General features: G+C 62.8%; 12 protein-coding genes and 1 pseudogene. 5 read left to right on the forward strand and 8 right to left on the reverse strand.

Features of this window, described 5'->3' with window-relative positions:
- Positions 1 to 26: 26 nt before the first annotated feature.
- The 3 genes and pseudogenes from purC to ACK3SD_RS04525 all read left to right on the forward strand — a co-directional run bounded on the left by purC (position 27) and on the right by ACK3SD_RS04525 (position 3,767).
- A complete protein-coding gene (purC, locus tag ACK3SD_RS04515) occupies positions 27 to 740 on the forward strand; it encodes a phosphoribosylaminoimidazolesuccinocarboxamide synthase (RefSeq protein WP_481126909.1) in 714 nt (237 codons plus the stop codon).
- Between the two features lie 134 nt (positions 741 to 874).
- Complete coding sequence (gene ypfJ, locus ACK3SD_RS04520; RefSeq protein WP_481126910.1) at positions 875 to 1,732, forward strand: KPN_02809 family neutral zinc metallopeptidase; 858 nt, start codon at positions 875 to 877, stop codon at positions 1,730 to 1,732.
- 50 nt (positions 1,733 to 1,782) lie between these two features.
- Positions 1,783 to 3,767 (forward strand): annotated as a pseudogene (locus tag ACK3SD_RS04525) (tRNA(Met) cytidine acetyltransferase TmcA).
- 44 nt (positions 3,768 to 3,811) lie between these two features.
- Here the strand turns inward: ACK3SD_RS04525 and ACK3SD_RS04530 are convergent.
- The 5 genes from ACK3SD_RS04530 to ACK3SD_RS04550 all read right to left on the reverse strand — a co-directional run bounded on the left by ACK3SD_RS04530 (position 3,812) and on the right by ACK3SD_RS04550 (position 6,858).
- The gene (locus ACK3SD_RS04530; protein ID WP_137762462.1) at positions 3,812 to 3,997 is read right to left on the reverse strand and encodes a YpfN family protein; all 186 of its coding nucleotides are present in this window, start codon (positions 3,995 to 3,997) and stop codon (positions 3,812 to 3,814) included.
- Positions 3,998 to 3,999: 2 nt separating this feature from the next.
- Positions 4,000 to 4,674 (reverse strand): M15 family metallopeptidase, encoded by a 675-nt coding sequence (locus tag ACK3SD_RS04535; protein WP_481126911.1) that lies wholly within the window; start codon positions 4,672 to 4,674, stop codon positions 4,000 to 4,002.
- Positions 4,671 to 5,798 (reverse strand): succinyl-diaminopimelate desuccinylase, encoded by a 1,128-nt coding sequence (dapE, locus tag ACK3SD_RS04540; protein ID WP_481126912.1) that lies wholly within the window; start codon positions 5,796 to 5,798, stop codon positions 4,671 to 4,673. Before dapE ends, ACK3SD_RS04535 begins: the two co-directional genes overlap by 4 nt.
- A gap of 1 nt (position 5,799) precedes the next feature.
- Complete coding sequence (locus tag ACK3SD_RS04545; RefSeq protein ID WP_481126913.1) at positions 5,800 to 6,180, reverse strand: ArsC family reductase; 381 nt, start codon at positions 6,178 to 6,180, stop codon at positions 5,800 to 5,802.
- Between the two features lie 141 nt (positions 6,181 to 6,321).
- The gene (locus tag ACK3SD_RS04550; RefSeq protein ID WP_481126914.1) at positions 6,322 to 6,858 is read right to left on the reverse strand and encodes an N-acetyltransferase family protein; all 537 of its coding nucleotides are present in this window, start codon (positions 6,856 to 6,858) and stop codon (positions 6,322 to 6,324) included.
- A 771-nt stretch (positions 6,859 to 7,629) separates the two neighbouring features.
- Between ACK3SD_RS04550 and ypfM the strand changes: the two genes are divergently transcribed.
- Positions 7,630 to 7,689 carry a protein YpfM gene (gene ypfM / locus ACK3SD_RS04555; protein WP_137764898.1) on the forward strand — a complete coding sequence of 20 codons (60 nt, stop codon included), beginning with the start codon at positions 7,630 to 7,632 and terminating at the stop codon, positions 7,687 to 7,689.
- Between the two features lie 182 nt (positions 7,690 to 7,871).
- Here ypfM and acrD read toward each other — a convergent pair whose 3' ends face one another.
- The gene (gene acrD / locus ACK3SD_RS04560) at positions 7,872 to 11,012 is read right to left on the reverse strand and encodes a multidrug efflux RND transporter permease AcrD (RefSeq protein ID WP_481126915.1); all 3,141 of its coding nucleotides are present in this window, start codon (positions 11,010 to 11,012) and stop codon (positions 7,872 to 7,874) included.
- Positions 11,013 to 11,285: 273 nt separating this feature from the next.
- On the opposite strand from acrD, the gene ACK3SD_RS04565 reads away from it, so the two are divergent.
- Positions 11,286 to 11,564, forward strand: coding sequence for a winged helix-turn-helix domain-containing protein (locus ACK3SD_RS04565; protein WP_481126916.1), 279 nt, complete (start codon positions 11,286 to 11,288; stop codon positions 11,562 to 11,564).
- Here the strand turns inward: ACK3SD_RS04565 and narL are convergent.
- Positions 11,561 to 12,202, reverse strand: coding sequence for a two-component system response regulator NarL (gene narL, locus ACK3SD_RS04570; protein WP_481126917.1), 642 nt, complete (start codon positions 12,200 to 12,202; stop codon positions 11,561 to 11,563). The genes ACK3SD_RS04565 and narL overlap by 4 nt on opposite strands.
- A 149-nt stretch (positions 12,203 to 12,351) precedes the next feature.
- Entirely contained in the window at positions 12,352 to 14,037 is a 1,686-nt protein-coding gene (narQ, locus tag ACK3SD_RS04575) for a nitrate/nitrite two-component system sensor histidine kinase NarQ (protein ID WP_481126918.1), read from the reverse strand.
- Positions 14,038 to 14,169: the final 132 nt, after the last annotated feature.

The raw sequence follows: 14,169 nt of genomic DNA on the forward strand, positions 1-14,169 counted from the left end.
GAGTCAAATCACTGGAGTAAGTTAAGATGCAAAAGTTAGCTGAGCTGTATCGCGGAAAGGCGAAAACTGTCTACACCACTGAAAACCCTGACCTGCTGGTGCTGGAATTCCGCAATGATACGTCAGCGCTCGATGGTGAACGTATTGAACAGTTCGACCGCAAGGGCATGGTGAACAACAAGTTCAACCACTTCATCATGACCAAGCTGGAAGAGGCGGGCATCCCGACCCAGATGGAGCGCCTGCTCTCGGACAACGAGGCGCTGGTGAAGAAGCTGGAGATGGTGCCGGTCGAGTGCGTGATCCGCAACCGCGCGGCCGGTTCGCTGGTGAAGCGTCTGGGCGTGGAAGAGGGTCTGGTGCTGAACCCGCCGCTGTTTGATCTGTTCCTGAAGAACGATGCCATGCACGACCCGATGGTCAACGAATCCTACTGCAAAACCTTCGGCTGGGTGAATGAAGAGAACCTGGCGCGCATGAAAGAGCTGAGCTACCGCGCCAACGAGGTGTTGAGCAAGCTGTTCGACGACGCGGGCCTGATCCTGGTGGACTTCAAGCTGGAGTTCGGCCTGTTCAACGGTGAAGTGGTGCTGGGTGATGAGTTCTCACCAGACGGCAGCCGCCTGTGGGACAAGGCCACCCTGAACAAAATGGACAAGGACCGCTTCCGCCAGAGCCTGGGCGGCGTGATTGAAGCCTATGAGGAAGTCGCTACCCGCATCGGTGTATCGCTCGACTAACCGCGCAATCGATTACTCTCCCTCTCCCGGCAGGCGGCCCCCACAGGCCGCCTGCCGCATTTCTACCCCGCCCATCCCCCTACAAGATTTGGACTACGCTAAAGGGAGACTATAACCAGATCGGAGCACATTTTATGCGTTGGCAAGGGAGAAGAGAGAGCGACAATGTTGAGGATCGGCGCGGCGAGGGCGGCGGCGGTGGGGGCGGGTTCCGCGTGCCGATTGGCGGCAAGGGCGGCATCCTGATCGTGGTAGTGGTGCTGGTGGCTGGCTACTACGGCATTGACCTTACCCCGTTGCTGGGCGGCGGCGGACAGGGGCTGACCCAGAGCCAGCAGAGCAACATTAGCCCGCAGGATGATGAGCTGGCAAAATTCACCTCGGTGATTCTGGCCTCCACCGAAGACACCTGGGGCACCATTTTCGAGCAGTCCGGCCAGCAGTATCGCCAGCCCAAACTGGTGATGTACCGCGGCGCCACCCGCACCGGCTGCGGCACTGGCCAGTCGGTGATGGGGCCGTTCTACTGCCCGGCTGACAGCACCGTCTACATCGATCTCTCCTTCTATCAGGAGATGCGCGATAAGCTGGGCGCGGATGGCGACTTTGCGCAGGGCTACGTGGTGGCGCATGAGGTGGGCCACCATGTGCAGAACCTGCTCGGCATTGAGCGCCGCGTGCGCCAGATGCAGCAGGGTGCCTCTGAGGTGGCGGTCAACCGTTTATCGGTGAAGCTGGAGTTGCAGGCTGACTGCTTCGCCGGCGTCTGGGGCCATGCGATGCAGCAGCAGAACGTGCTGGAAGCAGGTGACGTGCAGGAAGCACTGAACGCCGCGCAGGCGATTGGTGACGACCGGCTGCAACAGCAGAGCCAGGGGCGCGTGGTGCCGGACAGCTTTACCCACGGCACCTCGGAGCAGCGCTACAGCTGGTTCAAGCGCGGTTTTGACAGCGGGAACTACAAGGATTGTGATACCTTTGCCGCCCAGTAAGGCTGAGCGGGCAGGGCAAGATGAGAGAGTGGGTGGAGGCACAGCGGGCGATGCAGCACGCCGGTATTCGGCGGCTGCTGGTTATCAGCGGCGAGCGGGCGTGGTGCGTGGCGCAGGCGCAGGCGCTGATGGCGGCGCTGGCACAGGAGGTGCTCTGGATCTCCGCTGACCCGGCCCTACCGGGCGCACTGCCGCCGGAGCAGGCCCGCCAGCTGCTCGGCAGCGAGCGGCAACATGCGGTCTTTGATGCCAGTGACGGGCTGGCGGCGGATGCGCTGGCCGCACTGGCTGGCTCACTGGCCGCTGGCAGTTGGCTGCTGCTGCTGGTGCCGCCTTGGCAACGCTGGCCGCAGCAGCCCGATCGCGACACCCTGCGCTGGAGCGAACAGCCCCAGCCCATCGCTACCCCCATTTTGTTACCCACCTTGGCCGATTGCTGCTACAGGAGCGCGAAAGCCTGCTCTGGCGGCAGGGCGAGCCATTGCGCCTGCCTGACTGGCACGCCCGCCCGGCATGGCAACCGCCACCGGGCGAGCCGACCCCCTGCCAACACGCGCTGTTGGCGCGCCTGCGCACCGCCAGGCCGGGTGTCTGGGTAGTGACGGCGGCGCGCGGGCGCGGCAAATCGGCACTGGCGGGGATGCTGGCCGCGCAGGCCCCCACGCGCTGCCTGTTGACCGCCCCAAGCCGACAGGCCGCCGCTACGCTCAGCCGCTGGGCCGGCGAGGCGCTGCCGTTTATGGCGCCGGACGCCCTGCTCGCGGCCTGCCGCCAGCAAGCGCCGGACGTCGACTGGCTGCTGGTGGATGAGGCGGCCGCCATCCCCGCGCCGCTGTTACATGCGCTGATCCGCCACTTTCCGCACGTGCTGCTCACCACCACCGTGCAGGGGTATGAGGGCACCGGGCGCGGCTTCCTGCTGAAATTCTGCGCCGAGCTGCCCCTCTGGCACGATCTGCGGCTCACCAGCCCGATCCGCTGGGCGGAACACGATCCGCTCGAGCGCCTGCTGGATCGGGTGCTGCTGATGGGCGAGGAAACCGCGCCCACCGCTGCCACCCCCGCGCCGCCGCCCACGCTTATCACCGTCGCACAGCCCGACTGGCTGGCGCGCCCGGCGCTGCTGGCCAGTTTCTACGGCCTGCTCTCCGCCGCCCACTACCGCACCACGCCGCTTGACCTGCGACGCCTGCTGGATGCGCCCGGCCAGCACTTTATTGCCGCTTGCCAGGGCGAAAATGTAGGCGGCGCGCTCTGGCTGGTGGAGGAGGGCGGGCTGGCGGAACCGCTGGCGCGCGAGGTGTGGGCTGGCCGCCGTCGGCCGCGCGGCAACCTGATCGCCCAGTCGCTGGCGGCACACGGCGGCCAGTGGCGCGCGCCGCTGCTGCGTTCGCGCCGCATCAGCCGCATCGCGGTGCAGCCCGGCCTGCGTCGACAGGGGCTGGGGCAACGGCTGGTGGCTGAGCAGGCGGCCCATGCCGCTGCCAGCGGGCTGGATGCGCTCTCCGTCAGCTTTGGCTATACCCCGACGCTCTGGGCCTTCTGGCAGCGCTGCGGCTTCCAGCTGGCGCGCATCGGCTCACAGCGTGAGGCGAGCAGTGGCTGCTACGCGGCGATGGCGCTGCTGCCACTCTCGGCGGCGGGAGAGGCGCTGGCGCAGGAGGCGGGGCGGCGGCTGGCGCGCGACTGGCCGTGGCAGCCCGCCAGCCGGGAGCTTGACCTGACACTGGCGAGCGGGGATCAGGGCTTTGATCAGGAGGATTGGCGCGAACTGGCCGGTTTTGCCTTCGCCCACCGGCCGCTGGAGGCGAGCCTCGGCGCGCTCCAGCGCCTGCTGCGGCATAGCGCGTTGCCACTGCCAGCATTGCGGGCGCACCTGCAACAGGGCATCACGCCGCCGGTGCTGGCGCAACAGCTGGCGCTGGCGGGGCGCAAGGCACTGCTGGTGCGTTGGCGCGAGGAGACGGCCACGGCGCTGACCGCGCTGGATAACGCGCAGTGCGCGCAGTGGCAGGCGTGGGCGGCGGGCGGCTAAAGAGGCCAGAAATGAGAAGGGGCGGCCAGCGCCGCCCCCGAGGGTTACTTTTTCTTTGGCCAGTCGTCTTCATCATCCCACTGCGCATTGTTGTCGCGATGGGGAGGGATTTCCGGTTTGTTATTCAGAAAACGCTTGTGGTCCAGACGGCGTAACTCCTTGATGCCGTTGAGGATGATCCCCACCAGAATAATCAGGAAAACCCACCAGTAATCGGCTATCCAGTGCATAGTTACTCTCCGTGCGTCGTGCGTATAAAACGCGTAAACAGCCTATCAATATTGGCGCAGAGCCAATCGGCCCCCGCCACATCCTTGCCCTGCCAAGCCGCGACCACCGTCTCCGGCGTCAGCCTTGCCTCAAGCGGCGCAGCCAGCGGGCGGTAGCTCAGGTGCCAGGGTTCCACCGCCACCCCGCCGCGATCCTCGGTAAAGGGGCGGTAGAAGCCATACTCAGCCATGTGCGCGGTCAGCCAGGCGGTCAGCGGGGCAAAATAGCCGCCGGGCAGGTACTCCCACGGCTCCAGCTGCAACCGTTGTCCGGCAGGCAGCCGCGAGGGATCGTAGATATCCAGATCGGTGCCCCAGTGGTGGCGGCTGGTGCCGGGCAGTGCCGACCAGCGCAGGATCGCCTCGCAGCGCGCCGGGACATCCAGCGCCAGCGCCTCTAGCGGCTGGCTCTGGTGATCCAATAGTGGCCGCTCGCCGTGGAATTTGCCATTCCAGATGGCGCGTTGCCGATCGAAGTCACGAAACGTGCTGGCCGGTTGCAGATCGAAGCCCGCCGCCGCCGCGGCCTGTTGCAGGCGCAGGAACGCCTGCACCGCCTCCGGTTGCAGGCGGTGCGGGCCGCTGAGCGGCGCGAGGTGCGCCTCGCTGCGGCCGGTCAGCATCTCGTCGCTGATCATGCGATGAGATGCTCCATGATGCGCTGGTACATGCGGCTCAGCAGTTGCAAATCAGCCGCGTTCACGCACTCATTGATCTTGTGGATGGTGGCGTTTACTGGCCCCAGCTCCACCACCTGTGCGCCCATGCGGGCGATAAAGCGGCCATCAGAGGTGCCGCCGGTGGTCTCCAGCTTCGGGGACAGCTCATTGTAGTGCTCGACCGCCTTCACCACCGCATCCACCAGCTCGCCGCGCGCGGTCAGGAAGGGCTGGCCGGAGACTTTCCACTCAATGGTGTAGCGCAGTTGGTGCTTCTCCAACAGCGCCTGCACGCGCTGCTTGATCAGCTCATCCGTCAGCTCGGTGCTGAAGCGGAAGTTAAACTGCACGAAGAATTCGCCGGGAATGACGTTGTTGCTGCCGGTGCCTGCCTGCACGTTGGCAATCTGCATACTGGTGGGCGGGAAGAATTCATTGCCCTGATCCCACTCGGTCGCCACCAGCTCATTCAGCGCTGGCATGGCGCGGTGCACCGGGTTGTCCGCCAGATGCGGGTAGGCGACATGCCCCTGCACGCCGTGGATATAGAGGTTGGCGGTCATCGAGCCGCGCCGCCCATTCTTCACCACGTCACCGACGCGCTCGGTGCTGGAAGGCTCACCGACCAGACAGTAGTCGAGGCGCTCCTGCCGCGCCATCAGCGCCTCCACCACCTTCACGGTGCCGTGGGTGGCGCTGGCCTCCTCGTCCGAGGTGATCAGGAAGGCCAACCGGCCGCGATGGTGCGGGTGGCTCTGCACAAAGCGCTCCGCCGCCACCACCATCGCCGCCAGCGAGCCTTTCATGTCTGCCGCGCCACGGCCAAACAACATGCCGTCGCGGATGGTTGGCTCAAACGGTGGGTTGATCCAGCGTGACTCATCGCCCGCTGGCACCACGTCAGTATGGCCGGCAAACGCCAGCGTCTTGCCCTCGCCGCGCCACGCCCAGAAGTTCTGGGTATCGCCGAAGTGCATCGGCTCCACAGTAAAACCGAGCGCCTGCAAACGCGCGATCAAAATGGCCTGACAGCCTGCATCGTCAGGACTGAGGGAGGGGCGCTTAATCAGTTGCTGCGCCAGATCAATGACCGGACATGTCATCTTATTGCTCCTCGGCCACGAATTGCTGGTAACGCCCGGCATCAAAGCCCAGCAGGGAGCGATCGCCGCTGACCAGCAGCGGGCGCTTGATCACCGCCGGCTGCGCCAGCATCAGCTGAATGGCGGTGGTCGCGTCAGTGATGGAGAGGCGCTCGGCCTCGCCCAATTTGCGCCAGGTGGTGCCACGGGTATTGAGCAGCGCCTCATGGCCCTGCTGGGCAACAAAGCGCTCCAGCATCTCGGTGGTCAGGCCATCTGCCCGGTAGTCATGGAAACGGTAGGCGACCTGCTGTTCGTCCAGCCAGCGGCGGGCCTTTTTTACCGTGTCGCAATTTTTTATACCATAGAGGGTGAGGTGGGGGGCGGTGGTGGACTCTGCCATGAAAACAATTACCTATAACGAAGGATCAACATAGAGCGGCGCGCCCGCGGATGCGCGGCCAGCCCGGCATCTCCACATAATGCGGCAAAATGGCGGGGCTTTCCAGCCACAGCGGCGGCGCGGCGGCAATCTACGGGTTGCTCACTCCGGCAGGGTGCGATCGGCCGCGCCTAGATCACGCTGCATCAGCACTGTATCCAGCCAGCGGCCATGCTTCAGCCCTACGGCGCGCAGGGTGCCAGCGATGCAAAATCCCTGCGACCGGTGCAGCCCCAGCGAGGCATGGTTCTCGCTGTTACCGATGTTCGCCACCATCTGCCGGTAGCCCTGCTGCTCCGCCCAGGCAATCGCCGTCGCCAGCAGTTGTTTGCCGACGCCGCGGCCCGCCGCCTCATGGTGTACGTAGACCGAATCCTCCACCGTATAGCGATAGGCCGCGCGCGGGCGGTAGGGCGCGAGGTAGCAGTACCCCAATACGTGCCCGTCGGCCAGCGCCACCCACCACGGCAAACCGCTCTCCTGCGCCTTCTGGTAACGCGCCAGCAGCTCAGCGCTGTCCGGCGGTGTGGTTTCAAAGGAGGCCAACCCATAGAGCACATGGTGGGCATAAATCTGCTGGATGGCAGTGAAGTGGTGCGGTTGGGCAGGGGTAACGAGGATGGCGTCAGAGTGGCTCATAAAGGTTTCCGTTCCGTTAAGGAGAGGCCAGAGTAAGATATTCCAGCGACGCCCGGCAATAGGAATCACCCATAAGAAAATCCTCTGACAAAAAGTCGCTGCCTTGATTTGTTTGGAAAAAGTGCGCGCCTGATGGGAAGCAATAAAAGCGTGGAAATAATGAAAGATCACGCCTGAATAAATGGGTCTATTTATATTTAATGCCTCGTTTTAATATAAGCAATCTGTTTTTTAATATTCTCATTAAATGGCAATGATACACCAATAAATAAATGGTTGCCTGAAATTACTCTATAATCGATATTAAGCTAACAGGAAAAGAAAACAGGCCGTGAACAGGTTGAAGTTCGGATGGCAATGGGCCGGTTTTATAAAATCATCCTGACAGGCATTTGGCAACGATAAAATGCGTGGCCCAGCTGGTCTATCCAGACACTATGCTCATAGTACGCATTTTAACCACTTAAAATGCCAAATGTTCACAAGTTGAACGGTTTCAACCAGCGGGAGTGTCCATTCGTAAGAGAGAGTAGGGGTTGTTAAAAGATTTAACAATTAATTAAAATCCAATAAACAAATGCCCAAAAATAGCCGATTAAACGCCTTTGGCTATCAGTCTCCAGGGATAAATAACTTAAAGTGCTCAGGCCGGAATAGGGGTGTGATGGCTATCAAACCCATCGCTAAAATAGCGATAAATAGTTGTTCAGGGGGATTCACAAGTATAAAAAACGCGCGTAAAATCGCCCTCAGTTTATCAGTGAGGTTGTTATGGTTGAGCAAGAAGTCAGTAACTGGAAAGATTTCATCGAAGAGATGTTGCGCAAGTAACACAGCGATGAAGTAATAACAAGACAGGCCGTTACGTCTGAGATCTATTATCCCGAAAGGGGTAACTTTTTAAAAACATTTTTTAATAAAGTCACTCACAGCACACGCTCTCTTGTTTTATGAATGAAAAGTTTTATGATCTAAAAGGGCCGCACTCTTGGTGCGGCCCTTTTTTATGGACGTCAGGGCGCGGGTTTCTCCTCCGCCTTCGCCGTATCACGCACCGGGCGCTTGCCGGGGAAGCGGCGGCGCACCAACACAAAGAACAGCGGCACAAAGAAGATCGCCAGGAAGGTGCCGGTGATCATCCCGCCGATCACACCGGTGCCGACAGCGTGCTGGCTGCCGGAGCCAGCGCCGTGACTGATGGCCATCGGCAACACGCCGAAGATAAAGGCCAGCGAGGTCATCAAAATCGGCCGCAGCCGCATCCGTGACGCCTCAAGGGTGGCCGCCAGCAGATCCTGCCCCTTCTGGTTAAGCTCATTGGCGAACTCCACAATCAAAATGGCGTTCTTGGCCGACAGGCCGATGATGGTCAGCAGCCCCACCTGAAAGTAGACGTCATTCTCCAGCCCGCGCAGCCAGGTGGCGGCCACCGCGCCAATCACCCCCAGCGGCACCACCAGCATCACCGAGAAGGGGATCGACCAGCTCTCGTAGAGCGCCGCCAGGCAGAGGAACACCACCAGCAGCGACAGCACATAGAGCGCCGGTGCCTGCGAGCCGGAGAGGCGCTCCTGGTAGGACATGCCGGTCCACTCCAGCCCGGCGCCGCCCGGCAGCTGGCGCACCAGCCGCTCCATGGTGTCCATTGCCGTACCGGTACTGACGCCCGGTGCCGCCTCACCAACAATCTCCAGCGCGGCGTAGCCGTTGTAGCGCTCCAGACGCGGCGAGCCATAAGTCCAGTGGCTGGTGGCGAAAGCGGAGAAGGGCACCATGCTGCCAGCCGTGTTGCGCACATACCAGCGGTTGATATCCTCCGGCAACATGCGGAAGCGCGCCGCCGACTGCACATAGACCTTCTTCACCCGGCCACGGTCCACGAAGTCATTGACGTAGGTCGAGCCCCAGGCGGTTTTCAGCGTGTCATTGATGTCATCCACCGACACGCCCAGTGCCCGCGCCTTGTGCTGGTCAATGTCCACCTGCAACTGCGGGCTGTCATCCAGCCCATTGTGGCGCACCCGCGCCAAATCTGGCTGTTTGCCAGCCAGATCCAGCAGCTCATCGCGCAGGCGCATCAGCCCTTCATGGCCCAGCCCGCCATGGTCTTGCAGCTCCATGTCAAAGCCGGCGGAGTTGCCCAGTCCGTTGATGGCTGGCGGGCTACTGGCGATCACCCGTGCCTCATTGATCTGGCTGAAGGCGCGGGTGGCGCGGTCGATGATGGCGTCAGCGGTGTTCTCCGCGCCGCGCGCATCCCAGTCCGCCAGCCGCACAAACAGCCGCGCCACGTTCTGCCCGTTGCCGCCCGGCCCGGAGCCGATGGTGGCGAACACCGACTGCACCGGCCCCTTCTCTTTGGTCAGGAAGTAGTGCTCCACCTTCTCCACCACCTTCACCGTCTGCTGCTGGGTACTGCCGACCGGCAACTGCACCTGCACGGTGAATACGCCGCGATCCTCTTGCGGCAGGAAGGAGGTGGGCAGCGTAATGAACAGCCAGACCAGCCCGCCAATCAGCAGCAGGTAGATCAGCATGAAGCGCAGGCTGCGCTTGAGCACCATACCGACGCCGCGCTCATAGCGCTGCATTGCCCGGTCAAAGGCGCGGTTGAAGCCGCCGAAGAACCCGCGCCGCGCCGCATGGCCCGGCTTGACCGGCTTGAGCAGGGTGGCGCAGAGCGCCGGGGTGAGGATCAGCGCCACCAGCACCGACAGCACCATCGAGGAGACGATGGTCAGCGAGAACTGCCGGTAGATGGCACCGGTGGTGCCGCCGAAGAAGGCCATCGGCACGAACACCGCCGTCAGCACCAGCGCGATGCCCACCAGCGCCCCCTGGATCTGCCCCATCGACTTGCGGGTGGCGGCGCGCGGGTCCAGTCCCTCCTCACTCATCACCCGCTCGACGTTCTCCACCACCACAATCGCGTCATCCACCAGCAGGCCAATCGCCAGCACCATCGCGAACATGGTGAGGGTATTGATGCTAAAGCCGCACAGGTAGAGCACGGCAAAGGTGCCGAGCAGCACCACCGGCACCGCAATGGTCGGGATCAGGGTGGCACGGAAATTTTGCAGGAACAGGTACATCACCAAGAACACCAGCAGGATCGCCTCAAACAGCGTCTTGACCACATCGTGGATAGAAGCCTTAACGAAGGGGGTGGTCTCGTAGGCAATCTTGGCCTCCAGCCCGTGCGGGAAGTAGTGCGACAGCTCCTCAATGCGCGCGCGCACCAGCTTGTCGGTCTCCAGCTCGTTGGCGCCCGACGCCAGCTTCACGCCCATGCCGGAGGCTGGCATACCGTTGTAGCGGCTGAGGTAGTCATACTTCTCCGCCCCCAGCTCCACCTGCGCCACGTCACCCAGCCTGACCACGGAGCCATCCTGATTGACGCGCAATGTGATGTCACGGAACTGCGCTGGCGTCTGCAACTGTGACTGGGCGTTGATGGTGGCGTTGAGCGCCTGCGCCTCCACCGAGGGCACGCCGCCCAGCTGGCCGACCGCCACCTGGCTGTTCTGCTCGCTGATGGCGTCCACCACGTCGGCGGTGGTGAGCTGGTAGTCGGTCAGCTTGTCCGGGTTGAGCCAGATGCGCATCGCATACTGCGAGCCGTAGGCGTCAATGCTGCCGACGCCATTCACCCGGCTCAGCGGATCCTGGAGGTTGGTGGCAACGTAGTCGGCGATATCCTGCTTATCCATGCTGCCATCGGTGGAGACAAAGGCCACCATCATCAGGTTGGTGTCGCCGGTCTTGGTGACCGTCACCCCCTGCTGCTGCACCTCCTGCGGTAGCCGCCGCAGCGCCGCCTGTAGCTGGTTCTGCACCTGCTGCATCGCCTCATTTGGATCGGTGCCCGCCAAAAAGGTGAGGGTCACCCGCGCCTGCCCGGTGTTGCTGCTGTCGGCGGCCATGTACATCAGGTTATCCAGCCCGGTCATGTTCTGCTCAATCACCTGCGTGACGGTATTCTCCAGCGTCTGCGCCGAGGCACCGGGGTAGTTGGCGGTGATGCGGATATTGGGCGGGGCCAGATCGGGGTACTGCTCCACCGGCAATGACATGATCGCCAGCGCCCCACACAGGGAGAGGATGATGGCCAGCACCCAGGCAAAAATGGGCCGGTCAATGAAAAAATTGGGCATCTGTAGAGAACCTCACTATCACGTCAGCTGAAGGAGACGGCTCGACGCACTGCGCCCTGCCTTGGGCGAACGGAACCCGGCCGGGGCGGCGCCCGGCTCTCTTGCACTTTACGCGTCGCACCTTGCTAAAGCGTGGAGAAAATAAGGAGATCATGTAAATAAAACCGCGCACCCCGGCCGCCTGGCACGGCGGTAACCCCCGCATCAGGCGAGGCCAGCAGGGAGCGCGGGATGGTGTCATAATGAATATTTAGGGTCCAAAGGGAGTCTGCCATGCTGCTCAATTCTGTTTTTGCCCGCCGCCTCTACCTCTGCTGGCTGATTAGCCATCAGGAGCGGCCCAATGTTCCGCGCCTGATGGCCCTGACCGGCTGGCCGCGGCGCACCTTGCAGGATGTGCTGAAGGCGCTGCCGGGGATGGGGGTGGAGCTGAAGTTCATCCAGCAGGGGGTACGCAACAATGATGGCTACTACCAGCTGGAGGGCTGGGGGCCGCTGGACAGCGAGTGGATCGATCGCCACCATGACCAGTTGCTGGAGGCCATCGGCTAACCCTGCGACGGCTTGTGGTGCGCCAGCCAGAGCACCGTCGCCGCCACGCGCGAGCGCACGTCCAGCTTGCGCAGCAGGTTGCGGATATGCACCTTCACCGTCTCCTCGGAGATCGAGAGCCGCGCGGCCACCTGTTTGTTGGAGAGGCCGCGCGCCACCTCCTGCAACACATCCAGCTCACGCTCGGTCAGCATGGCGAACGGGTCTGCCTGCTCGCCACGTGACGCCAGATACTCCGCTACCACCTCACTGAACACACCTTCCCCCTGCGCCGCGCGGTGGAGGTTGGCCAGCAGCGCCTCCGGTTCGCTGTCTTTCAGCAGGTAGCCATCCGCGCCGGCATCCACCAGCGCATAGACGTCGCTACGCGCGTCCGAAACCGTCAGCACAATGATACGCGCCGCGACGCCGTCACTGCGCAGCGCCTTCAGGGTGTCGAGTCCCGACATGCCCTTCATGTTCAAATCGAGCAAAATCAGGTCAGGCGCGTTGCGCGCCACCAGCGCCAGCGCCTCGCTGCCGCTGCTCGCCTCCGCCACCACGCGAAAGGCAGGGTCCAGCTCCAGCAGCTGTTTGATACCGCGGCGCATCAGCGGGTGGTCATCAATAATCATGACGCTATGGGTATGGTTCACCATAAAAGCTTTTCTCCAGGGATAGCGCGGCTCACAGTCGGGGGCGCCGGGATGCCTTTACCGCAGGTGAAGGGGGAAATGGCCCATCCCCCAGTAACAACCATAGGGTGAAATTGTGGCTTTCACCTGCCAGCGGGCCACATTCCAGATATTTACCGCCGGGGAAAGCGCAGCCGCACCTCGGTGCCGCCGCCCTCGGCTGGCCCGATCGCCAGCTCCCCGCCCAGTTTCCGCGCCCGTTCATGCATGATATCGAGGCCATAGTGTCCCTCTGGCTCCTCCGTGCTAATCATGCCGATGCCGTCATCACGGATGGTAATCATGTTGGCGTGCGCATCATCGGGGCGACAGACAATCTCAATCGACGTCGCCGCCGCATGTTTGATGGCATTGAGCACCGCCTCGCGCACAATCTGCAAGGCGTGCACCTGTTGCTGGGCGTTGAGTGACTGGGAGGGCAGGGCGCAGTCAAGGCGCAGCGCCGCCGTGCTCTGGGCCTGCAACGGCACGAGCATCTGCCGCAGCGCCTCCTCCAGTGACGACTCCTGGATGGTCAGCCGGAAGGTGGCTAGCAGCTCACGCAGTTGCTGGTAGGCGTCCGCCAGCCCCTGCTCCAGTTCCGCGACAATCGCCTGTGCCGGCGGCGCGGCGTCCGGCAGGCTGCGTTTCAGCAGCGTCAGCTGGATGCGCAGGAACGAGAGCGCCTGCGCCAGCGAGTCATGCAGCTCGCGGGCGATGGTGGCGCGCTCCTCCATCAATAGCAGCTGTACCTGCTGCTTCTGGGCGTAGTTGAAAAACACCCCGCGCGCCAGCATGTCCGCCACGTTCGCCATCAGTTGCGGGTGGGTCAGCGGTTGCTGGCTCTGCCAGTCGAGCCGGCCAATCTCACGCCCCTCCTGCTGGATCGGCAGATGGTGCCAGCGCAGCTCGGCCTGTGGCGTGCCGCTGGTCAGCGCCCAACTGCCGCCGCCCTCCTGCACCGTCAGGCGCAGCACCTGCAGGCTCTCGGTGCGGCAAACAATATCCAGCACCCGCTGAAAGCGCGGGCGATCCAACTGGCCGCCGCTTAGCGCCTGCGAGCAGTCAAACAGCACCTCCAGCGTGCGGTTGGCGCGCGTCAGGTCGGCGGTCTTCTCATGCACCTTATGCTCCAGCGAGTGATAGAGGCGCGACAGCTCGTCCGACATGCGCTGGAAGGTGGCAGAGAGCAGCCCCAGCTCGTTATGCAGCGTGGTCTCCAGCGGCGGGAAGTGGAACTCGCCGTGCTGCATCGTCAGACTGGCGTCTACCAGCTTATTGAGCGGCACCACCACCCGACGGCGCAAGAAGTGCAGCGAGAACAGCAGCAACAGCAGGGTAGCGACAAACCCGGCCAAACTGACGACCGCCACGCCCGTCAGCTTCCGCTCGTCGTTTTGCTGCAACGCCAGCACAAAGTCATTGATCTCGGTGATATAGCCCTCGAGCAGGCGCTGGTAACGTGCCGACTGGCGGGCGAGGGCGGCGGCCTCCAGCGGTGCCCATGCCTGACGCAGGCGCTGGTAGTGCTGCCGCACCTCGTCCGGCACCCAGATGTGCGGCCGCTCATGCAGCGGCAGTGACGCCAACGTCTGGCGGTAGAGTGCCAGATGCGCCTCGAGCGCTGGGGCATTCGCGCCCAACTCGTAGGCCAGCCGGTAGCTCTGCATCCGCAGCGATCCGGCGATATTGACCGCCTCGGCGTCACGCAGGCTGCCAGACAGTGTCACCACGGCCAGGCTGGTGGTCAGGGCGCTCAGCAGGGCGATGCCAAGAAACACTCCGGCTAGTGAGCGTATAAGCGAGCGTTTGACTGTCACCCTAACCTCCGGCGCACGGATAAAAGCGTATTTTAATTAAAATATTATCCTGCTTCAGATTTTATTTAACCTTCTGTTTACTTTCAGATAACGGCGCTACCGCCGGTGTGTGGGCCGCTGGCATCTGGCGCA

The sequence above is a fragment of the Chimaeribacter sp. YP20170169 genome, assembly GCF_056739715.1.

Excerpts from the sequence above, each read along its gene's own strand:
- purC (WP_481126909.1), top strand. The coding sequence starts at position 27 with ATGCAAAAGTTAGCTGAGCTGTATCGCGGAAAGGCGAAAACTGTCTAC.
- ypfJ (WP_481126910.1), top strand. The coding sequence starts at position 875 with ATGCGTTGGCAAGGGAGAAGAGAGAGCGACAATGTTGAGGATCGGCGC.
- ACK3SD_RS04530 (WP_137762462.1), bottom strand. The coding sequence starts at position 3,997 with ATGCACTGGATAGCCGATTACTGGTGGGTTTTCCTGATTATTCTGGTG.
- ACK3SD_RS04535 (WP_481126911.1), bottom strand. The coding sequence starts at position 4,674 with ATGATCAGCGACGAGATGCTGACCGGCCGCAGCGAGGCGCACCTCGCG.
- dapE (WP_481126912.1), bottom strand. The coding sequence starts at position 5,798 with ATGACATGTCCGGTCATTGATCTGGCGCAGCAACTGATTAAGCGCCCC.
- ACK3SD_RS04545 (WP_481126913.1), bottom strand. The coding sequence starts at position 6,180 with ATGGCAGAGTCCACCACCGCCCCCCACCTCACCCTCTATGGTATAAAA.
- ACK3SD_RS04550 (WP_481126914.1), bottom strand. The coding sequence starts at position 6,858 with ATGAGCCACTCTGACGCCATCCTCGTTACCCCTGCCCAACCGCACCAC.
- acrD (WP_481126915.1), bottom strand. The coding sequence starts at position 11,012 with ATGCCCAATTTTTTCATTGACCGGCCCATTTTTGCCTGGGTGCTGGCC.
- ACK3SD_RS04565 (WP_481126916.1), top strand. The coding sequence starts at position 11,286 with ATGCTGCTCAATTCTGTTTTTGCCCGCCGCCTCTACCTCTGCTGGCTG.
- narL (WP_481126917.1), bottom strand. The coding sequence starts at position 12,202 with ATGGTGAACCATACCCATAGCGTCATGATTATTGATGACCACCCGCTG.